At 62.1% G+C, this 21,768-nt stretch carries 15 protein-coding genes, 4 tRNA genes and 1 pseudogene; 12 read left to right on the top strand and 8 right to left on the bottom strand.

The annotated features are described in order from the left end of the window. The first annotated feature begins 37 nt into the window (after positions 1 to 37). The 8 genes from N4J17_RS01230 to N4J17_RS01195 all read left to right on the top strand — a co-directional run bounded on the left by N4J17_RS01230 (position 38) and on the right by N4J17_RS01195 (position 8,172). The gene (locus N4J17_RS01230) at positions 38 to 286 is read left to right on the top strand and encodes a hypothetical protein (RefSeq protein ID WP_277458500.1); all 249 of its coding nucleotides are present in this window, start codon (positions 38 to 40) and stop codon (positions 284 to 286) included. A 405-nt stretch (positions 287 to 691) separates the two neighbouring features. Continuing rightward, a complete protein-coding gene (locus N4J17_RS01225) occupies positions 692 to 1,192 on the top strand; it encodes a sulfatase-like hydrolase/transferase (RefSeq protein WP_277458499.1) in 501 nt (166 codons plus the stop codon). Further along, positions 1,081 to 2,046: a sulfatase-like hydrolase/transferase gene (locus N4J17_RS01220; protein WP_338457680.1), complete on the top strand. Its 966-nt coding sequence runs from the start codon at positions 1,081 to 1,083 to the stop codon at positions 2,044 to 2,046. The genes N4J17_RS01225 and N4J17_RS01220 overlap by 112 nt, the downstream gene beginning before the upstream one ends. Positions 2,047 to 2,671: 625 nt before the next feature. Continuing rightward, entirely contained in the window at positions 2,672 to 4,495 is a 1,824-nt protein-coding gene (locus tag N4J17_RS01215) for a DUF2341 domain-containing protein (protein WP_198323707.1), read from the top strand. Then, positions 4,492 to 4,896, top strand: a complete 405-nt coding sequence (locus tag N4J17_RS01210) for an ExbD/TolR family protein (RefSeq protein WP_169603540.1) — start codon at positions 4,492 to 4,494, stop codon at positions 4,894 to 4,896. Before N4J17_RS01215 ends, N4J17_RS01210 begins: the two co-directional genes overlap by 4 nt. A 15-nt stretch (positions 4,897 to 4,911) precedes the next feature. Beyond that, the gene (locus tag N4J17_RS01205; protein WP_198323706.1) at positions 4,912 to 5,577 is read left to right on the top strand and encodes a TonB family protein; all 666 of its coding nucleotides are present in this window, start codon (positions 4,912 to 4,914) and stop codon (positions 5,575 to 5,577) included. A gap of 59 nt (positions 5,578 to 5,636) precedes the next feature. After that, on the top strand, positions 5,637 to 7,388 hold the full coding sequence (locus N4J17_RS01200) for a putative porin (RefSeq protein WP_198323705.1): 1,752 nt from the start codon (positions 5,637 to 5,639) through the stop codon (positions 7,386 to 7,388). A gap of 10 nt (positions 7,389 to 7,398) precedes the next feature. Next, positions 7,399 to 8,172 carry a hypothetical protein gene (locus tag N4J17_RS01195; RefSeq protein WP_198323704.1) on the top strand — a complete coding sequence of 258 codons (774 nt, stop codon included), beginning with the start codon at positions 7,399 to 7,401 and terminating at the stop codon, positions 8,170 to 8,172. 133 nt (positions 8,173 to 8,305) lie between these two features. Here the strand turns inward: N4J17_RS01195 and N4J17_RS01190 are convergent. From N4J17_RS01190 to fchA, 6 genes and pseudogenes are all read right to left on the bottom strand, one after another. Continuing rightward, positions 8,306 to 9,494: pseudogene (locus N4J17_RS01190) on the bottom strand (ISAs1 family transposase). A gap of 865 nt (positions 9,495 to 10,359) precedes the next feature. Beyond that, a tRNA-Lys gene (locus N4J17_RS01185) sits at positions 10,360 to 10,435 on the bottom strand. A 12-nt stretch (positions 10,436 to 10,447) separates the two neighbouring features. Further along, a tRNA-His gene (locus tag N4J17_RS01180) sits at positions 10,448 to 10,523 on the bottom strand. A gap of 9 nt (positions 10,524 to 10,532) precedes the next feature. Continuing rightward, a tRNA-Arg gene (locus tag N4J17_RS01175) sits at positions 10,533 to 10,609 on the bottom strand. A 5-nt stretch (positions 10,610 to 10,614) separates the two neighbouring features. Further along, positions 10,615 to 10,691, bottom strand: a tRNA-Pro gene (locus tag N4J17_RS01170). A gap of 86 nt (positions 10,692 to 10,777) precedes the next feature. After that, on the bottom strand, positions 10,778 to 11,401 hold the full coding sequence (gene fchA / locus N4J17_RS01165; RefSeq protein ID WP_198323701.1) for a methenyltetrahydrofolate cyclohydrolase: 624 nt from the start codon (positions 11,399 to 11,401) through the stop codon (positions 10,778 to 10,780). Between the two features lie 129 nt (positions 11,402 to 11,530). On the opposite strand from fchA, the gene N4J17_RS01160 reads away from it, so the two are divergent. Further along, positions 11,531 to 12,391, top strand: a complete 861-nt coding sequence (locus N4J17_RS01160) for an NADP-dependent methylenetetrahydromethanopterin/methylenetetrahydrofolate dehydrogenase (RefSeq protein WP_198323700.1) — start codon at positions 11,531 to 11,533, stop codon at positions 12,389 to 12,391. Positions 12,392 to 12,404: 13 nt separating this feature from the next. On the opposite strand, the gene cysS is transcribed toward N4J17_RS01160, so the two are convergent. Continuing rightward, on the bottom strand, positions 12,405 to 13,802 hold the full coding sequence (gene cysS, locus N4J17_RS01155) for a cysteine--tRNA ligase (protein WP_198323699.1): 1,398 nt from the start codon (positions 13,800 to 13,802) through the stop codon (positions 12,405 to 12,407). 1 nt (position 13,803) lies between these two features. Next, positions 13,804 to 15,204 (bottom strand): glutamate--tRNA ligase, encoded by a 1,401-nt coding sequence (gene gltX / locus N4J17_RS01150; RefSeq protein ID WP_198323698.1) that lies wholly within the window; start codon positions 15,202 to 15,204, stop codon positions 13,804 to 13,806. A 220-nt stretch (positions 15,205 to 15,424) separates the two neighbouring features. Between gltX and N4J17_RS01145 the strand changes: the two genes are divergently transcribed. From N4J17_RS01145 to N4J17_RS01135, 3 genes are read left to right on the top strand one after another with little or no spacing between them, the layout of a single operon-like run. Beyond that, complete coding sequence (locus N4J17_RS01145) at positions 15,425 to 16,891, top strand: complex I subunit 4 family protein (RefSeq protein ID WP_198323697.1); 1,467 nt, start codon at positions 15,425 to 15,427, stop codon at positions 16,889 to 16,891. A gap of 7 nt (positions 16,892 to 16,898) precedes the next feature. Then, entirely contained in the window at positions 16,899 to 20,189 is a 3,291-nt protein-coding gene (locus N4J17_RS01140) for a DUF2309 domain-containing protein (protein WP_232470630.1), read from the top strand. An 8-nt stretch (positions 20,190 to 20,197) separates the two neighbouring features. Further along, positions 20,198 to 21,763: an NADH-quinone oxidoreductase subunit L gene (locus N4J17_RS01135; RefSeq protein WP_232470629.1), complete on the top strand. Its 1,566-nt coding sequence runs from the start codon at positions 20,198 to 20,200 to the stop codon at positions 21,761 to 21,763. The last annotated feature ends 5 nt before the right edge of the window (positions 21,764 to 21,768 follow it).

Genomic DNA, 21,768 nt, shown 5'->3' with positions numbered 1-21,768 from the left:
GCACCTCCTGTCCGACGTAATGATGATGATAGTAGTGGTGCTGGTGGAAACCAAAATCATGATCATGGCCATGGTGATGGTAATGGTGACCATGGCCGTGGTGGCCCCCTCCGGCCAGAGCGCCATGGCTTTCGATAAGGGAAGCCCAAAGGAGGGCGGCCGAGATAACGGTCTTTTTCATGGTGGCACATCCGAAGGCCTAAGGATGTTCTTTGCTACCCACTTTTCGTGCCACGGCTATCGCGAACGGAAACCTCTGCAGGGTTCCCCCGCCCAAAGCGTATAACCCATCCCCGGGCTGGCGTGGTCCCATGGATTTGCAGTCCAGCGATTGCTCAAGGGTGTCGCATGGGCGCGACAGCATGAATGACCCATGCCGCGGATCGGGAAGGTGTGCCTTGTCCGAGCCGCCGGCAGGCTTGTCCTAGCGGCGAGTCGGGGCCATCGTATCGATCCGGCGACATTCATTATTGTCACGCTACCGGGTTTATTCCTTCGTTCCGGACAATTGGCGCTGGTCCAATCCCGCCTTCTTTGTGCCGATCCCCGATCCTTCCCACAGTCGGGCCCTTCTCTCCGGGATCGCCGCCGGCTGATAGCGGGGTAGCGTGGCAGCCCTTTCGCTTTGCGCGCGAACGGCAAAGCCAACGGTTTTGCCCTCGTTTCTACGGCAGGACCCGATCGGGCAAATTTGAAATCACCTCATGATTCGATCGGTATTCATCCGCGGGGGTTTGGTTTTTTTGCCCTGTCTCTTGGTCGGTGTTGTCACGGCCGAAGCGAAAGTGCGCCTCCAGCCCAGGCTTTCGAGCTTCGTCTTCGTTTTGACCGACGATCTCGACGTACAGGCGTTCCAGGAACAGGACGTCATCGATTCTTTCTTGGTCAAATTCGTCAACATATCCGCGAGCTGTCCTTCCCGGCTGACGACCTTGTGGGGCAGTACGCTCACAACACCAGGATCTGCGGCAACAGTCTTCCGCTGGGCGGGTTCGACAAGGTATACGCCAGAGGTTTGGAAAGCGCGACCATCGCCACCTGGCTGCAGGCGGCCGGATACCGTACCGCGCTGTTCGGAAAATACCTCAACGGTTATCCGGCGGTCGGCGCGCCCGCTATGTTCCGCAGGGCGGGTCGTATTGGCTCAGCCCCAACGGCGGCGATCCTTATCAGGAGTACGACTACTCGCTGAACGAGAACGGCAAGAGCCGAAAATACGGAAACGCAACTCAGGATTATCTGGTTGACGTCCTGTCGGAAAAGGTCAAGGCGTTCATCAAGGACACGGTCAAGTACTTTCCGCGCCAGCCGTTCTTCATCCATCTCGCTCCCTATATTCCGCACGGGCCGGCCACCCCGCGGGTCCGTGATGGAGACTCCCTGCCGGACGCTCGAATGCCGCGCACTGCGGCCTTCAACGAAAAGGACATGAGCGACAAGCTGGTCTGGCTCAAAAATAAACCCGAGCTCACCGCGGAACAGATCGCTGACATGGACGCGGCATACCGCAGGCGCTTGCGGTCCATGCAGGCGGTGGAGGACATGGTAAAGAGCCTGATCGATACCCTGCAGGCGCAGGGGCGGTTGGAAAACACCTATATCTTCTTTACCTCCGACAACGGTTTTCACATGGGCCAGCACCGGTTGCCGATGGGCAAGAACACCGCATTCGAAGAGGACATCCATGTGCCGCTGGTCGTGCGGGGACCTGTGGTTCCGGCGGGGCGGACAGTCAAGGCGATGACCGGCAACGTGGACTTTGCGCCGACGTTCGCGGCGATTGCCCGTCTGCCCGCGCCGCCCTACGTCGACGGGCGCTCGCTGATGCCTTTCCTGAACGGTACGCCCCCCAAGCGCTGGCGCCGCGTCTTCCTGCTCCAGCGCAAGCAGGAGGATGCGGTCACCGCGGCGGCCCGGAAGGTGCTCGAGCCGCGACCCTCAAGAAATTCACGCACAAGCGGCGTCCGGGGAAGTCGCGCCCAACTTCGAGGGGTTGCGCACGGCGGAGGGTTTGACCTATGTGGAGTACGACACCGGGGAGCGTGAACTCTACGACTTGAGGACCGATCCGGAACAAGTTACCAATGCGTATGCCAGTGCGGATCCCGCGCTGACAGCTCGGATAGCGGCTTGGCTCGAGTCCTTGCGCAAGGCAAAAACGAAGGTGCTGCGCAAGGCGGAAGCCGGACCGCCGCAATAACGGGACACCTTGCAGCCACCGCCGGTGCTCTCGTGGCACGGCCTGATCCGGTCGTGTATCCGGCTCGAGGTGGCAACATTACCGCGTCAGGATCTGCCGACATCAGGGTGGGGGATGGGGCGACAGCTCCTTGCAACCAGAGCCCGATCGGCGCTTGGCCGTCGAATTGGCCCCCTCTCGCCGCTTTAGTGCCCGACATCGCTTCATTGGACGGGCTTGATCAGCGAAATTACTCAGTGTGTATACCAATCCTGAATCTTTGGTCAGACTTCATTATGTTAGCATGAACATATCGACGCGCCAGCGACAGCCGATTTGCCGGGTTCACATTTCAGGATCGCGCGATCTGCTCGACCGCCCTTTTTGCGGATTCGGATGTCCCATCGTGTTCGTAACGTTTTCGTAACACGTGTGTAATACGATGAAAGTAATCCCATTAAACACTACGCGTTTCACGGCGCGGCGAGAGATATGAAGACATTGAGGCTGATCGTATTGGTATGCCTGGCCATGGCGCCGGCCATCGCGCTGCCCTGGTGGAACGATGACTGGCGGTCGAGAAAGCAGATTTCCGTGGATGCCAGCATCACGGGGGCGGACACCCGCGACCTGGTGGTCGACTTCCCGCTCCTGATACGCCTCCATACGGGGAATTTCAGCTATTTTGGCGAGCTGGCCGAAGGTGGCAAAGACCTCCGCTTCATGGCGGACGACAAAACACCGCTCAAGTTCCACCTCGAAAAGCTCGATCCGGTCAACGAAATGGCGCTGATCTGGGTCAAGGTGCCGCGCATTCCCGGCCAATCGGCCGACGAGTCGTTCTGGATGTATTACGGCAACGAGGAAGCCCAGGACGGCAGCGATGCCAAAGGAACCTACGATGTCAACCAAGCACTGGTTTTCCATTTCGACGAAAAAGATCCCGTGCCCAGGGATGCCACGGCATACGGCAACGACGCGGCCAGGTCGGCGGCCCTGCCGGAACCAGCGGGCTGGATCGGAGCCGCGGCCCGGTTTACCGGCACCGGGGGCATCGAGATCAACCCCTCGCCGTCACTGCAACTGGACCCGGCGAAAGGTTGGACCTTTTCGAGCTGGCTCAAGCTCGAACCCGGTGCCAATGAAGGCTACGTATTCCGTGCCGCAGAAGGCGAGGCGAGCGCCATCGAGCTGCTGGTGCGCGGGGGAGCGCTGACGGCGCGCTACCTGGCTGCGGGCAAGGTGGTCGAGACGGCGCCGGTGGCGATAACCACCCCGGATCGCTGGCAGCACGTGGCCTTGGTGTTGCGGCCGGACAAGCTGGAGCTTTATTTGAATGGCGACCCTGCGGCTCAGGCTGCCGCCGTACCGTCGGCCATGAATCCGTCGATCACGTTGGGAAGCGCGGCAACGGGAGGCTTTTTGATCGGCCTGCTCGACGAGGTCCAGATAGCGAACACCGCCCGCAGCGCGGAATGGATCAAACTGTCGGCGCGCAGCCAGAGCCAAGATTTCAGCGTCGTTAGTTTCGGTCAAGACGAAGGCAAGGGCAGCGCGGGAGATGTCAGCTCATTCGCAGTCATCATTCAGAACGTGACGGTGGACGGCTGGGTGGTGATCGCTCTGACCGGCGTCATGTTCGTGGTTTCGGTGCTGGTCATGATCATCAAGGCCGTGGTGATCTCCAAGATCAAGAAGGACAACAAGGCATTCCTGGCCCAGTACGAAGCCTTGAGCCCCGATGCCGATCCCGGTCAACTGGATCGTGAGGAAACCGAGGACGAAAAGGAGCTGGCCGACTCGGAGTTCCTGTCGGCCCTGGTGGGCAAGCACGACCATTTTCAGAGTTCGCCGCTCTATCACATCTACCAAGCCGGTATCCGCGAGATGAAGAAGCGCATGGGTCCTGCGGCCAAGCCATTGACTCCGGAGGCCCTCAACGTCGTGCGGGTCAAGCTGGACTCCATCGTGGTGCGGGAGAGCCAGCGCCTCAACAGCAAGATGGTGCTTTTGACCATCGCCATCGCCGGCGGCCCGTTCCTCGGGCTGCTGGGCACCGTGGTGGGCGTGATGATCACCTTTGCGGTCATCGCCGCCACCGGCGACGTCAACATCAACTCCATCGCACCCGGTATCGCCGCTGCGCTGCTGGCTACGGTGGCGGGGCTGGCGGTCGCGATTCCTTCCCTGTTCGCCTACAACTACCTGCTGACCCAGATCAAAGACGTCATCGCCGACATGCGGGTGTTCTCGGACGAGTTCCTCGCCATGCTCTCCGAGCGTGTGGCCGACCGCTATAGGGAGGCTTCGTCGTGAAAGTCGAATCCGAAGAAAAGGTCTACGATGACATCAACATCACGCCCATGCTGGATGTGGCGTATGTGCTGCTTTTGATCTTCATCATCATGACCACGGCGACGGTGCAAGGCATCACGGTGAACCTGCCCAAGGCCAGCAGTACGCCCAGCCTGTCCAAGCCTAAAACCAAAGCGATTTCCATCACTCAGGACGGCACGATCTACCTGGATACCTATCCGGTGTCGCTCGAGGAGTTGGAAACCCGCCTGGCCCAGTACAAGGCGGCCACGCCGGATTTGCCGGTGGTGCTCAAGGCGGACGCCTCGATCCAGTACCAGAAGGTTGTCGAAGTGCTGGATATCGTTACCCGGCTGGAAATCAGTCAGTTGGGTCTGGTGACGCAGAAGTTGGTGAAGTAGGGGCGGACGCGTTCCATGAACATCAAGCTGATACGCCGATATCTGCCCGTCGCTGTCGGTGTGATGTTGGCCCTGCTGGTAGCGCTCGGCGTCTACCTGGCCAGGGATCTGTTTGACAAGCCGGCACAGACCAAGAAACAGATCCAGCAGATCACCGTGGTTCAGCCGCCTCCTCCACCGCCGCCCCCCCCTCCGCAGGAGAAGCCACCCGAACCGGAGGTCAAGGAAGAAAAGATCGAAGAGCCGGAGCCCGAGCCGGAGCCGGAACCCGAGCAGGCCGAGGAGCCGCCGCCGGGCGAGGACCTCGGCGTGGATGCCGAAGGTGGTGCGGGAGGCGATGCTTTCGGTCTGGTTGGTAAAAAAGGCGGACACGGGCTGATCGGAGGCGGAGGCGGCGGTAATGCCATCATTTGGTACGGCCAGCAGTTGCAGCGGACCGTTTCCAGCGAGTTGCAGAAAAAGCTCAAGGACCAGGCCCGTAACAGTCGGTACGAGGCGGTGCTCCACATCTGGATCAGCCCCCAGGGAACCATCAGTCGGGTCGAACTGGGAAAGTCCAGCGGCATCGAAGAGATCGACGAAGCGCTCAAGGCCGCGCTGGCAACCATACACGGACAGCTCGAGCCTCCCCCCGAGCGCATGCCACAACCGGTCAAGATCAGAGTCCGGTCCGAAGGCTAGAGGTCACCTCCTGAAAACAGCCGCACCTTGGATGCGGCGAGGTACATAACTGGGACATTATGAAAAGTGAACACAAATCCCTTGCGCTGCTCGTCTCCTGCGCGCTAGCGGGGATCCCCGCCGCTTACGGCTCGGAGAAAAACGAAAAGGAAGAGTTGCTCAAGCTGCGCAACACTACGCTGAACCTGATCGATCTCTTGGTGCAGCAGGGCATTCTGGACAAAGGCAAGGCTGACCAGATGATCCGCCAGGCCGAGCAGAAGGCAGCCGCCGAAGCCAAAGCCGAGGCACGGCAGGAAGCCGAGCAGCCGGCTGGCGGGGCTGAAAAAAGCGAAAGCGGAGCTTCCGGCAAGGCCGACAAGGGCACCGTGCGGGTCACCTACGTGCCGGACTTCGTGAAGGACGAAATCCGCGCAGAGGTGCGCAAGGAACTCAAGGATGAGGTGGTCAAGGAGGTTAAGGCGAATGCCAGGCAGGAGAAATGGGGCGTTCCGGGAGCCCTGCCGGACTGGGTCAACCGATTCAAGTTTTTTGGGGACTTCATGGTTCGCTCCGAAAACCAGTTCTTCGGCAGCAGCAACCGGCCCAATACCTATTTCAACTGGCCGGCAATCAATGCGGCCGGTGGCATAACCCAGCTTGGTGACCCCTATCGAAATACCACCAGGGATTTCAACCTTTGGAAGCTGCGGGTGCGGCTGGGTTTGGAGGCCAAAATCACTGACGAACTGCAAGCCCAGATCAGGCTGAGCACGAGCAACCAGTACAGCCCCGTTTCAACGAACCAGGTGATGGGGCAGTATGGGACGGGGTACCAAGTGCAGCTCGACCGGGCATTCCTCCAGTACGACTATCTGGACGACAAAGGTCAGGACTGGTTTACGTTGTGGGCCGGGCGGATGGCGAATCCCTGGTTCAGCACTGACAACACGTTCGACCCGGATCTCAATTTCGAAGGGTTTTCTGGCACATTCCGCTTCCCTTTTGGGCATGATTACAATCCTGAAGTCATCGCCTACCATGTGGTCAGCACGGCGGGACGCCAGCAGTTCAACTGGGGTTACACCAAGCCGAACGAGGCCTATCTGACCCTGGGCGCCTTCCCCCTGGAACAGGATACGTTGTTTGGCGCCAGTAAATACCTGTGGGCCGCTCAGGGCGGTATGGACTACCTGTTTAACCGCAACAACCGCTTCAAGTTCGGTATGGCCTATTACGACTACAACAACACCCAGGCAAGGCGTGATCCGCTCGGCAGCACCAAATATGACTGGACGGCCCCCCAATTCTTTACCCAGGGTAACAGCCTGGCACGGATCAGCAACGATCTGAATTCATCGACCGAGCCGCGCCTGGTCGGCCTGGCTTCGAAATTCGAAATTTTCGATGTCACGGCGACTTATGACTATACCGGTTTTTATCCCCATCACGTGATGTTGATCGGAAGTTATTCACACAATTTCGGTTTCGATCAGCAACAAATATTCAACACGTTGGGTGAGGACTTGCAACCTCGAACCAATGCCTTCCAAGCCCGTTTCGAAGTCGGTGAACCGAACATCCAGCGATTCGGGGACTGGAATGTCTGGCTGGCCTACAAATATCTGGAGGCCGATTCTGTTCTGGACGCTTTTACGGATTCCAATTTTCACGCCTATGGTGGCACCAATGCCAAAGGCTGGGAACTGGCCGGCAACTATGCCATCGCCAACAATACATGGCTTGGTGTCAATTGGCTTTCCAGTTCGGTGATATCCGGCCCGACCTATAACGTGAACACCTTGCTGATCGACTTGAATGCCCGTTTCTAGCGTCGCTGTGATGAAGAAAGTAACATCCCTCGCCAAGGACAGCGGAAATGGAGTCAAGGCCACGCCCTGGTTGCCGCTTTCCCTTCCCATGAGGCCCGCCATCGCTCTGTGCTTATGCTCACTGATCTGGAGCGCATCGGTTTTCGCCGAGAAACCGAAGGGAGACGACGGCATCGTCCAGACCTTGCGCAAGGCCCAGGGCATGCTGCGGCAGCTCAGTCAGGAGAAAATCGAACTGGAAGCGAAGAACGCCGCGCTGGAAAAACAGCTCGCCGAGCAGGCCGCCGCGATCAAGGCGCTCGAGGCCAAGGCCGCGAAGCTGGAGCCCCTGGAGGGGGAACTGAAGCAGATCACCGCCGCCCGGCAGAGCCTGGAACAGCAGCTCGGCGGTCAGACCTCGCGGCTGCATGCACTGGCCGAGCAGCACAAGAAAGTTTTGGCGGAATTGCAACGCTACCGCAAGGACAATCAGCTTCTGGTCGATGCGGTCAAGGAGCGGACGCGCTGGATCGAAAGCTGCACAGCCAAGAACCGCGACCTGGTGCGGGCGAACGAGGAAATGCTGGAGAAATTCGGCAACAGCAATTTGTGGGACAAACTGGTGGAATCAGAGCCCTTCACCGGTATCGCCGTGGTCGACAAGGAAAACGCCGTACAGGAATTCCGTTACAAGATCGAAGACCTCCAAGTCACGCCATGGAAGGACGAGCCTGCAACGGTTCCGATGAGCGGCACTTCCCAGATGCCACCGGCGCCTGAAGAAGATGACGAAGAGGAGGAATAGACTCTTTGGCCTTGACGGGCAACCCTTAACGTGAAGTGATGAAGTGACACGAAACGTTCCCTTGCTTCCTCTTCCACTAGCGGAAGCAGGCGCGGTGAGGGAAACGATACTGTGGCGGCAGGGCTGTTCAACGCTATATCCCCTCATAGTCCAAGAGCCGCTGCAGGCAGAGGGCATTGTCGAAAAGGGCTTGTCGGATGTTGGCTTGTCCATTGTGTCGCAAGAGGTTCAAGGCGAAGTGGCGCAGCAGGGCAAAGACGCCGGGATTTCGGCGGATGCGGCTGGAGTCCTCGCCGAGGGAGACGTCGAGCACGTGGTGAAGGCGGTTTTCGATGCCCCAATGGCCGCGGATGACTTGAGCAAACGTGGCCGCCGAGGCGGTGCAGGTCGCCAAATAATAGGCGGGGGGTTCCTGGCGGGGCTCGAAACAGCGGCGGTAGGGGTTGAACACTTCGGTCTGGCGCTGCACCTCGATCACGGTCTGAAAGTGGTCGTGCCAAGGTTCGGTGCCGCTGCCTGGCGGGAGCGGCCACAGGCGCAGGGTGCGCTGTTCGATGCGGTTGCGCCGGCCCAGCTCGACGGTGTAGTGCTGTTCGGCGTGGGCTCGGCTCTGGCATAGCGTCCGCACCGCGGCCAGCCGCTTGGGATGATTGCCTTTGAGCTGCACCAGGAGGTCGTTGCCGGTGGCGATCACGGTTTCAACCGTTTTTTTGAAGGTGGAGGGCATCGAGCGTATAGAGCCGCCCGCTCAATCCTAAGGTTTCGATGAGGCGCTGGGCCGCCTGGATTTCATGGTCCTTGCCCGCATCCTCGATCAGGATCTGGCCCAGCACGATCCGCTCTTCGGTGGCGAAGGCGCTGAGCACCTGGGCGGCCTTGCGGTCCTCGAAACGGTCCAGGCTGCCGCGCAAGGTCTTGCCGTCGAGCGCGATCACCGCCGCCCCTTCGGCCAAGCGCGCGGCATGGGCGCGAAAATGCGGCGCCAGGGCTTGCACGTCCAAGCCCTGCAAGGCATAGCGGATCGAACGGTAAGCCGGCGTGCGGCGCCACCGGCAACCGAAGGCCGCGTTCAAAGCCGCCGGATGGGTCCACAGAAACTGATGAATGCGCCGGTAGGACGTCGCGCCGCTCATGATCGCCAAGATGCTGAACAGGAGCCTATGTGGCCGGTCGAACAGCCGCCCTTGGGCACGGCGATGATCCGGAATGGCCAGCAGGCTTTGTTTCAGGGCGGACAACGGGAACCTCTTTGAAAATCCCGACTTCTTGCAGCAATTTTTTTCAGTGTTGAACAGCACTGACTGCGGCGGGTGGCTGCGCATCATTTGATTCCCCCCGTTCGATTTCCAGCGGCGGCGATACCAGTCCACCCATTCCGCGACTTCGGCGTGGGTCGTCGCTTCGCGGTTGCGGAACAGTCGCCATTCCAACGGTTTTCCCCCGGCGGCGGATTGATCTCCCGCGCCACGATCGCCGTCATCCGGCACTCGCCACTCATTGGGTCGTCTTTATTGGTCGTGTCGGGATTTGCCCGCTGGGCAAAGCCAGCACAAGGTCGGGTTGGGGGAGGGGCCATGAGACAATCTTTTTTTCAGCCCTTGAAAATCCGCCCTGAGCGGTCTGCTTCACCGTTTCAATCCGAAAAGAGCTATCCCCGTGATCAGTGTGGCGATGAACGTCGTGCCGATGAGAAAGGGAAAGAGCAAATCGCGCCGGTGTCGCCGGATATACCGTCTTATTCTTCGTTTGAGTGACTGGGATTCTGCCATGCGGTGGTCTCCCTCCTCTTTGGGAAGATTTCAACAACCATAATCCAGTTGCGGCGAAAGTTATGCGACAATCCAGGGCAATGGTGAGTTTCTTTGATAAGAACAATCACTCTCACGGTACTTGTCCCCGTCGTTTCAGGAGAGCAGGGCGTCTTGTGGCGCGACAAACGTGGCGTGGTCGCCGGATGAGGATTCCAACGCTGTCGAAAGGGGTTTCGCAGTGGGGTCCTGCGGGAGGCGTCACCGGTCGCGGTGCGTGACCTCCTCAGCCAATTTGACCGTGACGATGATGGAGCGGTAGGCGTACGTTGCGCCGGAAGTGGTCAGGGATGCGGTCGCCCTGCTGGAGCGGCAGTCACGATCCGGTCACCTGGAAAATAGAAGGGCTTGCAGGGAATGGCTAAGCCATTGATTAGATTGGTGGGCCATGTAGGGATCGAACCTACGACAAACGGATTAAGAGTCCGCTGCTCTACCAGCTGAGCTAATGGCCCGTAACACGGGGATGGGGTGACCGATGGGGCTCGAACCCACGACAACCGGAATCACAATCCGGGACTCTACCGACTGAGCTACGGTCACCACTGAAATTGGCGCGCCTGGCAGGACTCGAACCTGCGACCCTCGGCTTAGAAGGCCGATGCTCTATCCGGCTGAGCTACAAGCGCTTGATTGGTCGGGGTAGAGGGATTCGAACCCCCGACATTCTGCTCCCAAAGCAGACGCGCTACCAGACTGCGCTATACCCCGGATGAGCTTGCCGAACCTTGTCAATACGCCACTCAAAGAGTAAAAAATTGTATAATTTTAAAACTGGTTCGTCAATCCCGATATCTCTAAAGATTGGTCCTGACCGTTTCGAAAACGGCATTGGCTTTTGCTTCGCCCTCTTTCAGCAGGGCTTCGAGCCGATCCACCCGTTCACGGGCGAAAGCTTCATCTTTCACGCCCTTGGCGTTGACGTAGACATTCAGTGCCGCGCTCTTGAGAGCGGCATGGGCAGCCATGACGGCCACTCCGGCATCGCTGATGAGGTTGCGGTTGCCTTTTTGGGTGGCAATTTCACTCAGCTCGATAATGTCCACGCAGAGCCGGGCGCAAGCCAAGGGGACGTCGGTCGCGGCTTTCAGCGCGTCCTGTATGGCTTGGCTGCGCGTGGCTTTGTCCTCATCCGTCTCACGGGGCAGGGCGTAGGCCGCCATGACGCGGTCGAATGCTTCGATGTCCGCCCGGATCATGCCGATGGACTGTTCCCGCAAGGCATCCGCCCGCGCCAGCACGGCGGCCATTTCGGCTTCGACGGCTTCGTAGTTCTTCTTGCCCACGGTCAGGTTGCACACCATGCCGACCAGAGCCGCCCCCATCGCGCCCATGATGGCCGCCGCACTGCCGCCACCGGGTGTCGCCGATTTACTGGCGAGTTGGTCGAGAAACTGCTGGATCGGCTGGTCCTGGATCATGGCGCGCGCAGTGCTTGAGAAAACGATAGCTGATCATTATAAGCAAGCCTTGCCGCTGGCGTAAAATCACATGTCGACGCGCTGCGTACCGATCACCGGAAACAATCCCTAAAGTACGAACCTCAGACCATGAAAAAACTGCTGTTTCAATTCGATACCGACCTGCATCCGTCCGTTTTCGACACCATCGTGGGCTATGACGGTGGCGCCGATCAGGTCATTGCCCATGGGCGTTTGACCCCCGACAACGTCGGCCCGTTGGTCGAGGGCACCATTTTCACCCGTGCGCCCAAGGACAAGAAGAACACTGCCATATTCGTGGGCGGCAGCGATCTGGTGGCGGGGCAAAACTTGTTACGGGCGGTACGGAAAAAGTTTTTCGCCGATTTCCGGGTGTCGGTGATGCTGGACAGCAACGGCAGCAATACCACCGCGGCGGCCGGGGTCGCTAAGCTGGCTTCGAGCGGGACGCTGGCGGGCAAGAAGGCGGTGGTGCTGGCCGGCACCGGTCCGGTAGGTCAGCGGGTGGCGGTGATGCTGGCGAAGGAGGGTTGTTCGGAGGTGGTGATCACTTCGCGGCAGTTGGCCCGCGCCGAGCACGCCTGTGCCGAGATGAAGGCGCGTTTCGGGGTCGATCTGGTGCCGGTCGAGGCATTCGACGACGACGCACGCGCTGCGGCGATCACCAACGCCCAGATCGTGTTTGCCACCGGGGCGGCCGGGGTGCAGCTGTTGGAAGAACGTCACTGGCGCGACCACCCGAATCTGGAGCTGCTGGCCGATGCCAACGCCACCCCCCCCTTGGGTTTGGGCGGAACCGATATGATGGACCGGGGCACGGACCGGTACGGCAAGATCGTTTGGGGAGCGATAGGATTCGGCACCCTCAAGCTGGCCGTGCATCGGGCCTGTATCGCCAAGCTGTTCGAGCGTAACGATCAGGTGTTCGACGCGGAGGAAATTTTCGCGCTGGCCAAGACCATGGCCTGAGTGGCCGGTCTTCTCATTCGCGCCGCCAGGTCGTGCCGGCGGCGGAGTCCTCCAGGATGATCCCCTGGGCCTTGAGTTCGTCCCGGATGCGGTCGGATTCGGCCCAGTTCTTGGCTTTGCGGGCCTCAAGGCGCGCCTGGATCAGTGCCTCGATGTCTGCATCGCTCAAGCTCGAATCTGCGGCATCGCCCTTGAAAAAGGCTTCCGGGTCGGCCTGCAACAAACCCAACACGCCTCCCAGGGACTTCAGTGTCGCGCCCAATGCCGCGGCCTTGGCCGGCTCCGCCGCCTTGTGCCGGTTGATTTCCCGTGCCAGATCGAAGAGCACGGCGATGGCTTCTGGTGTGTTGAAGTCGTCGTGCATGGCGTCGGCGAAGCGGGCGGAAAAAACCTCGCCCCGGTTCTCTCCCAGGGGAAGGGGGAGAGCCGGATCCAGGCCGCGCAATGCGGTGTAAAGGCGCGACAGTGCCGCGCCGGCCTCGTCGAGGTTTTCGTCCGAATAGTTCAGTGGGCTGCGGTAATGGCTGTTGAGGATGAAGAAACGCACCACCTCCGGCCGGTAGCGGGCCAGTATCTCGCGCACGGTGAAGAAGTTGCCCAGCGATTTGGACATCTTCTCCTCGTTGATCCGCACGAAGCCGTTGTGCATCCAGTAGTTGACGAAATGCTCGCCGGTCGCCCCTTCCGACTGGGCGATCTCGTTTTCGTGGTGGGGGAACTGCAGGTCCATGCCGCCCCCGTGGATGTCGAAATGGGCGCCCAGGCAGCGGGTCGACATGGCCGAGCATTCGATGTGCCAGCCGGGACGGCCCGGACCCCAGGGGGATTCCCAGAACGGTTCGCCCGGCTTGGCCGATTTCCAGAGTACGAAGTCCAGCGGATCACGTTTGGCTTCGTCCACTTCAATTCGTTCGCCCGCCCGCAGCTCTTCCAAATTCTTGCCCGACAACCGGCCGTAGTTCCGGAAGCTCGCCACCGCGTAGAACACGTCGCCGTTACTGCCGACATAGGCATGGCCGCGCTCGATCAGTGTGCCGATCATCGCCAGGATGTCCGCGATGGACTCGGTGGCGCGCGGTTCGTGATCGGGCGGCAGCACGCCCAGCGCGCGCTCGTCTTCGTGCATCGCCTCGATGAAGCGGGCCGTCAGCGCGCCGATGGTCTCCCCGTTTTCCGCCGCCCGCCTGATGATTTTGTCATCGATGTCGGTGACGTTGCGGACATAGGTCACTTTTAGCCCCAAGTGCCGCAGGTAGCGGGCCACCATGTCGAACACCACCATGACCCGGGCATGCCCCAGATGGCAGTAGTCGTACACCGTCATGCCGCATACGTACATGCGGACACGGCCCGGCTCGATGGGGCGGAATTCCTCCTTCTGTCGGGTCAGGCTATTGTAAATCTTGAGCATGTCATTCCGATTCGTAGGTGAATTCGGCCAGCCTGCGGTGCAGGCGCGGCTTGTCGAGAATCTGATAGATCTTTGCCAGCTCCGGTCCGTCCAGGCAGCCGGTCAGCGCCGCCCGCAGCGGCAGGAACAGGTGTTTGCCTTTGGCGCCGCTGCGCCGCTTGAGCCCAGTCAGGAAGGCGGCGAAGTCGTCCGGGGATTCCGTTGCGGCATCGATGGCCGCCAGGTAAAACGCCTCACCGGCCGACTGCGCCACGGCGGCGATGTCGGCCGTCAGTTCCAGCTCGTCGGTGAACAGGATCCGGGCCCAGGCGTCGGCCTGTTTGGGGAACAGGCAGTTACTGCGGACGATGTCCAGGAAATCGGCGCGGTGAGCTGCCGGTACCATGGCCCGGGTTTCGGTATGGAGCCAATGCCAGAGGGCATCGTCGTTGGCGCCGCGTACCGCCAGGCTCTGCCAGTGGTCCAGGTGGGACACGTCGAAACGCGCCGGCGAGCGGCCCAGCCGGCGAATGTCGAAGCCGGCCCGCAGCGCGGTGAGCCCAAGCAGTTCCTCGCTGTCGTAATGGTGGCCGAGCCGGGCCAGCATGTTGACCACGGCTTCGGGGAAATAGCCTTCCTCGCGCAGCTGCTTGATGCTCCGGCTGCCGTTGCGCTTGGACAGCGGGGCGCCGTCGTCGCCGACGATGAGCGAGATGTGGGCGTAGCGTGGCGTGGGCAAGTCCAGGGCGGCGAGGATCATGAGCTGGCGCGGGGTGTTGGCGAGGTGATCTTCGCCGCGCAGTACCCGCGTGATGCCCATCAGCGCATCGTCGATGGCATTGCAGAAAAAGAAGGCGGGGCTGCCGTCGGCGCGGCGGATGATGAAGTCGCCGATGTCCTCGCCGGCGAAGTGCTGCGGCCCGCGGACTTCGTCCTCGAATTCCACCACCCGATCTTTCGGTACCCTAAAGCGCAGGGTCGCGGCCAGCCCTTCATCCCGTTTGCGCTGGATTTCCTCTGCCGAGAGATGGGCGCACCGTCCCGAATAACGCGGCGGCCGGCCGGAACTCAGCTGGGTCCTCCGCGAGACCTCGAGTTCCAGTGGGGTGCAGAAACAGGGATAGGCCAGGTTTTTTTCCTCCAGGAGCTGGTAATAGTTTGCATAGATCTCGCCGCGCTGCGATTGATACCAACGCGGATCCGGTTCGGCGCTGCGCGGTCCTTCCTGCCAGTCCAGGCCGAGCCAGCGCAGGTCGTCGATCAGTTCGGCGACGAATTCGGCACGGCTGCGTTCGAGGTCGGTGTCTTCGATCCTGAGGACGAAGACGTCGCCTCCGAGAGCGCTGAGCAGGGCGGTGCGCGCATTGCCGAGATGGATCAGCCCGGTCGGGCTGGGCGCGAATCGCGTCTTGATGGGGGGCATGGGCGGGTGGAGGAACGGACAACAACGCCAAAGAGTAACGGCAAGGGGCAAGCGCCCGCAAGCTGAGGCGGCTTGTTTCCGCAGTTTGCCATCCTCGGGGAGCATGTTAACCTTCTGCGCTTTATGGCAGGCACCGTCCCTGGAAGGACGGGGACCGGGAAGCAGTCGGCAACCCCTTTCGAAACGATACCATCGACAAAATCGCGGGATACCGGTCGTCGTGAAAATCTTGAGCTGCCTCCTCTGGACGCCTCTCGCAGGCGCTCTGGTGCTGGCCTTCCTGCCGCAACGTTCACACCGGCAGTCCTGCAGCATTGCTCTGGGATTCAGCGGACTGACCCTGCTGTTGACGCTGCTCGTCGCCAGCCGTTTCGAGACGACTTTGCCGGACATCCAGTTCGGCGAAATGCTGCCCTGGAATCCCGGCATGGGCAGTTTCTATGCTTTGGGAGTCGATGGTTTCTCGCTGCCCATGGTGCTGCTGTCGGCCTTCCTCTGCGTCGTGGCCTTGCTGGCAGGACGGGGTGGCGTCCGGCCGCGCGGCTATTACGTCGCTTTCCTGAGCCTGGAGTTCGGGATGCTGGGTGTGTTCCTCGCCCGTGACTGGGCGTTGTTCTACCTGTTCTGGGAGCTGACGCTGATCCCGCTGTTCTTTCTGATCGATCAGTGGGGCGGCCAGCGCAGGCACGGCGCCGCCCTGAATTTCGTGCTCTACACCATGGGCGGCTCGGTGTTCATGCTGATCGCCCTGCTCATGGTCTACACCGCCTCCACCGAGCATTCGACCCTGATGGATTCGATGCAGTCCACGGCCCGGGGGCTGCCGCACGGCCGCCAGGTCTTGATCTTCCTCGGCCTCCTCATCGGCTTCGGCGTGAAGATGCCGGTATTTCCCCTGCACGGCTGGCTGCCGCTGGCGCATGTCGAGGCGCCCGGTCCCATCAGCATTCTGCTGTCCGGTGTCTTGCTGAAGATGGGGGCTTACGGCCTGATCCGCGCCTGTGCCATGCTGCCGGACGCGGTGCTCCTGATGCAGCCGTGGCTGGCGGCGATCGCCCTGATCGGGATTGTGTACGGTGCGCTGCTGGCCTGGCGCCAGAGCGACCTGAAGGCCATGGTTGCCTATTCCTCGGTCAGCCACATGGGCTTCGTGCTGCTGGGGCTCGCTACGCTGAACCCGGTGGGTCTGACCGGCGCGGTGATGCAGATGACCGCCCACGGCCTGGTCGCGGCTGCGCTGTTTCTTTTGATCGGCCTCCTGTATGAACGCACCCATACCCGCGAACTCGCCGATTACGGAGCCCTGGGCCGAACCGCGCCCAGCTTCGCGGCGTTTACCGTGGTGGCTCTGCTGGCTTCTATGGGGCTGCCCGGTTCGGCCAGCTTCGTTGCCGAATTGCATGCAATGCTCGGCGGCTTCCAGAGTTTCGGTGCCTGGATGCTGGTCGCCAGCTTCGGGGTGCTGGTCGGCGGTGCCTATGCGCTGCGGAGTGTCGCCGCGCTGGTTGCCGGGCCGGCCAAACCGGCGATGTCCGGCTTGGCAGATATGCGCCCGGCGGAATTCGCCGGTGCGCTCTCCCTGGCTGCGGCCATCGTCTGGCTCGGTCTCGCCCCGGCTGCGATGCTCGATCTGAGCAGGGTTTCGATCGGTCATTATCTGGCAGCCTTCCAGCCCGAATTCCTTTGAGCCGGACATGAGCCAGCCGAGCGGCGCCGCCCCAACTGACGTCAAGACGCGCCTGGCCGAGGCCGTCCGGCGCATGGAACACGTGCTGCCGGGTCAGGCGCCACTCCGGGATTTTGTGCATCACAATACGCTGCACGGCTTCCAGCACTTGCCTTTCGCAACCGCGCTGGAGGAGGCCGAGCGGCTCACCGGTATCCGCGGCTATCTGCCGGAAAGCCAATTCCGCGTGCTGTACCGGCAAGGCCGCATCGATGATGCCGACCTCGATGCGGTACTCGATCGGCACCTGGGGGGCGGAGGTGAGGAAATTCTCGCCGTGACCGGCGGCGGCGAGCCGATCATCCGCCGGCAGATCCATCGTCTGCGGCTGACAGTGGATCTCGAGCCCTTGGATCCCGCCCGTTTCACCTGGATGGTCGATGAACTCGAGGCACTCGACCGCTTCGATCCGGAAGTTCCGGCCGAAGCCCGGCGCCGCCTCATGGAGTCCGCCAAGCTCGGCCGCCAGGACGCCGTGGCCTCGCGCCGGCTGGTGCGGGATCTGTGGGAAGCCTGTCTGGAGCGGCTGGGCCTGGACGAACGCGCCGCGGCGCATCCGGAAGACTTGATGGAATACGCCATCGCCCAGGCCGAAGCACTGTATGCCGATTTCAAGGCCGACTCCTCCGGCAGTGGCCTTTCGGCGTTGCATCGCGCCATGCGCGAGGAGGCGCGTGCCTTGCTCGCCGAAGAGATCGATGCCGTAGGCCGGGAGCGGACCCTCCGTGGCTTCATACTGAATCTGACCGGGCAGGACGTGCTCGACCCGGTGCGGCCCCAGCTCATCCGTCACTGCGCTTCATATCTCGACGAAGGGCTGGCGGCCTGGCATGCTCCCGACCGAGCGCATGGCTTCTACACCGCATGGAAGCTTTCCATGCGGTATGGTGCCGAACGGGGGCTTGGCGAGGTACCGCTGGACCACACCGAGCTGGACGGTCTGCCCGACGATCCGGCCGAGGCGGTCGTCTTCGAACTCGAGCAGCGCGGCATCCCCCAGCCTTACTGGGAAGGCTATCTGGAACGCCTGGCGCTGGAGCTGCCCGGCTGGTCCGGAATGATGAACTGGCGGGCCCACCACCCGACCTATCGGGCCAACCGGACTGCGCCCGCGAGTCTGATGGACTATCTGGCGGTCCGTCTCATCCTGGACCGCTGCTATCTTCGCCGGATCTGTTCGGAAACCTGGGGCATCGGAGGCCACGTCGGCGAACTGGCACGCTATTTCGAGCGACATCTTTCGGAGTTCGTGGTGCGTCACGCCTTGTACCGCGGTGATTTGCCGGAATTCCTGGCCGCGACTTGCGCCGATTTGGTACGGCGCGCCGGCAGCGAGCGCGCCGACAGGAAACCCTGGCGTGTCGCCGCCGACATGATTTTTTCCTGGCGCCATGCGCCGGGTGGGGGGCAGGACTTCCGCTTTGGCTTCCATGGCAGCGGCTGGCGGCTGTTCAAGCTGGCCCAACATCTGGGCCTTTCGGCGCATGATGTCCGGGCATTGTCGGCCGGTGAAATCGCTCGGCTGCTCCGCGCCTTGGACGAATTGACGCCCGCACGCCGCGGTTACCTCTGGCTGTGCGCCTACGAACGCCACTACCGCGAGCCTCTCTTCAACGCGCTGGTGAACAACCACGGCCGCGGCCGTTGGGCTGTCCGTGACGAGCGCCCCCAAGCGCAGATCGTGTTCTGCATGGATGACCGGGAAGAGGGACTCCGCCGCCATCTGGAGGAACTGAACCCGGCCGTGGAGACCCTGGGGGGCGCCGGATTTTTCGGAATCCCCATGCACTGGCGGGGACTGGACGATGCCGAACCCACGGCTCTGTGCCCGATTGTCGTCACACCCTCCCATGAGGTGCGCGAGATTCCCCGCCCCGGTGCGGAAGCGACTCGACAATTACGCGACCGGCGGCGGGGAGCCATCCGGTTTCTCGGCCGGATCTTCCACCAGGAGATCCGGCGTAACCTGTTCGGCTCCCACCTGCTGATCGACCTGGTGGCCCCGGTCGTCGCGGCTGGTTTGATCGCGCAGATCCTGCTGCCGCGCCGCGCGGCTAAGTTTTTCCGGCGGCTGGTGGAACTCTGGATGCCCGAAGTGCCGACCACGCTGGCTGTGAATGCGGCGGACGACGCGGCTCCGGCCAGTCCGGAGCGGCCCCGCCCGGGACTGACCGCGGTCGAACAGGCGGACGGGGTGGCGGCTTTCCTGCTGAACATCGGCCTGATCCGGGGCTTCGCTCCCATCATCGTGCTGATGGGACACGGCTCTGCCAGCCGGAACAATCCGCATCTTGCGGCATACGACTGTGGCGCCTGTAGCGGGCGCCACGGCGGCCCCAATGCGCGGGTGTTCGCGGCCATGGCGAACCGGCCCGAAGTCCGGGCGCAACTGGCGCAGCGGGGCTTGCCCATCCCGGATGACACCTGGTTCGTCGGTGCCGAGCACAACACCTGTAGCGAGGAAATCACCTGGTTCGACGTACAGGACATTCCCCCTTTGAACCGTATCGGTTGGCATGCCTTGGCGGCGCAGCTGGACGAGGTCTGCCGCCTTTCGGCCCAGGAGCGCTGCCGCCGTTTCGCCTCGGCGCCCAAACGGCTCTCGCAAGGCCGGGCGCTGCGCCATGTCATCGCGCGCTCGGTGGATTTCAGTCAGGCCCGGCCGGAACTGGGCCATGCGACCAATGCCGCTGCTCTGATCGGCAGGCGTTCGGTCAGCCGGGGTCTGTTCCTGGACCGCCGGGTGTTCCTGATCTCCTATGATCCGACCCATGATCCGGAAGGTCGCATCCTGGAAGGCATCCTGCTCGTGGCGGGTCCCGTGGGGGCGGGTATCAACCTCGAATACTATTTTTCCACGGTGAACAACGAGCGCTATGGCTGCGGTTCCAAGGTCGCCCACAACGTGACCGGGCTGTTCGGCATCATGGAAGGCACCGCCAGCGATCTGCGCACCGGTCTGCCGCGGCAGATGGCCGAAGTCCACGAAGCCATGCGGCTGCAGATCGTCGTGGAGCAGACACCGGAAATCCTGATGGCGATCTATCGCCGCCAGCCGCCGATCCGGGAACTGGTCGGCAACGGCTGGATCCTGTTGTCTGCCTATCACCCGGTGGACGGTACGATCTCGGTGTTCGATCCAGAGCGGGGCTTCGTTCCCTGGACCGGCATGATGGCTGAAATGGCGCTGTGCGACCGTTCGGCCGACTGGTTTGAAGGCCACGCCGAGCCGCTGCCCCCCGCCTTGATCGCCGTCTGACGCCCCGCATGGCCTATCTCGAAAAAGCCGCTGTTCTGATTCCGATCCTGCCCGCCGCAGCTGCGGCGGGCATCGCCGCGGGCATAGCGCTCGGGCGTCTGGAGGGGGAGTCCTGCGAACGGATGAGCGGCCGATTCGTCCGATCGGCGCTGGGGGCATCCGGACTGCTGGCTCTGCTGCTGCTGGTGCTGGAATCGGCCGGCACGCTCGATGCCCGAACGGTGCTAGGTACCTGGCTGGCCAGCGCGGACTACCGCGTGCTTCTCAGCCTCCAGCTCGACCGCCTGAGCCTGGGTTTGTCCGTGCTGATCGCCCTCATGGCCGATCTGGTCGCGCGCTTTTCCGTCAACTACTTGCACCGCGAGCGGGGTTTCCACCGGTTCTTCCTGGTGCTCAGCCTGTTTGCCGGGGCGATGCAGCTCCTCGTGCTGGCCGGGAATCCGGTGCTGACGTTGTTCGGCTGGGAACTGGCCGGCGTTTGCTCCTACCTCCTGATCGCTTATGCCTACGACCGTCCGGTCGCGGCGGGTAACGCCACTCGAGCCTTCGTGACCAACCGCGTGGGTGACATCGGTTTCGTCCTGGCGATCGCCCTCGGTTTCGTCTGGACCGGTCAGATCGAGTGGCCGAAGTTACTGGTCGGCCTGGCGCAGCTCCCGCCGGAGAAGCAGAACCTCGTCGCCGCCTGCTTCTTGGTTCCGGCTTTCGCCAAGTCCGCCCAGGTGCCGTTCTCGCCCTGGCTGTCGCGCGCCATGGAGGGGCCGACCCCCTCGAGCGCGATTTTCTACGGAGCACTGATGATCCATGCCGGGGTCTATCTGGTGCTGCGCCTCGAACCGCTGTTCGTCCATGCGGAGGTGGCTTCGGCGCTGATGGCGGTGGCGGGACTCTTGACCGCGCTCTACGGCTATTTTTGCGGACTCAGTCAGACCGATGTCAAATCCGTTCTGGCGTTTTCGACTCTCGCCCAGGTGGGATTGATGTTCCTGGCCTGCGGCCTGGGGCTCTGGCAGCTTGCAGCCTGGCATCTGTTCGCCCACGCCGTGGTCCGGGGCTACCAGTTCCTCGCCGCGCCCGGGCTGATGCATGCGCTATGCGGTCAGCCGACCCGACCTTTGCCGGCCTGGTTGGCCAACAGCCGCCGGGGCTACGCCGCCTCGCTGAACCGGTTCTGGCTGGAGGCGGCGGTGGACCGTGCCTGCGTCCTGCCAGTGCAGAGTCTGGCGGAGGATTTCGACACCTTCGACCGCCAGGTGCTGGACCGTCTCGTCGACGCTCCGGAACCTGCGGTCCGGGGGCTCGCCGCACTGGCCAATTGGGAGGAGCGGCGCTTCGGGGTGCCCCTGGATGCTGAGGCGGGCCAGGGGATTGGCGGCCTTCCGGGCTGGATCGTTGCCCGGACCGCCAGCGGCCTGCATTGGTTCGAGGACCGCCTGGTCCTCAAAGGGGGCGGCGTCGATCTGTGGCGGGCGGGACGGTGGTTCGGGCATTCCCTGCAGCGGCTCGAAGTCCTGCTCGCCCAGCCGCGCTATGTCTGCCTGGTGCTGCTGATTTCGCTGTTTGCCATCGGATGAGGCGG

The organism is Methylococcus capsulatus (assembly GCF_036864975.1).
GTDB lineage: Bacteria > Pseudomonadota > Gammaproteobacteria > Methylococcales > Methylococcaceae > Methylococcus.
The sequence above is the reverse complement of the archived record's forward strand: the minus strand, read 5'-3'. Positions and strand labels throughout refer to the sequence as shown.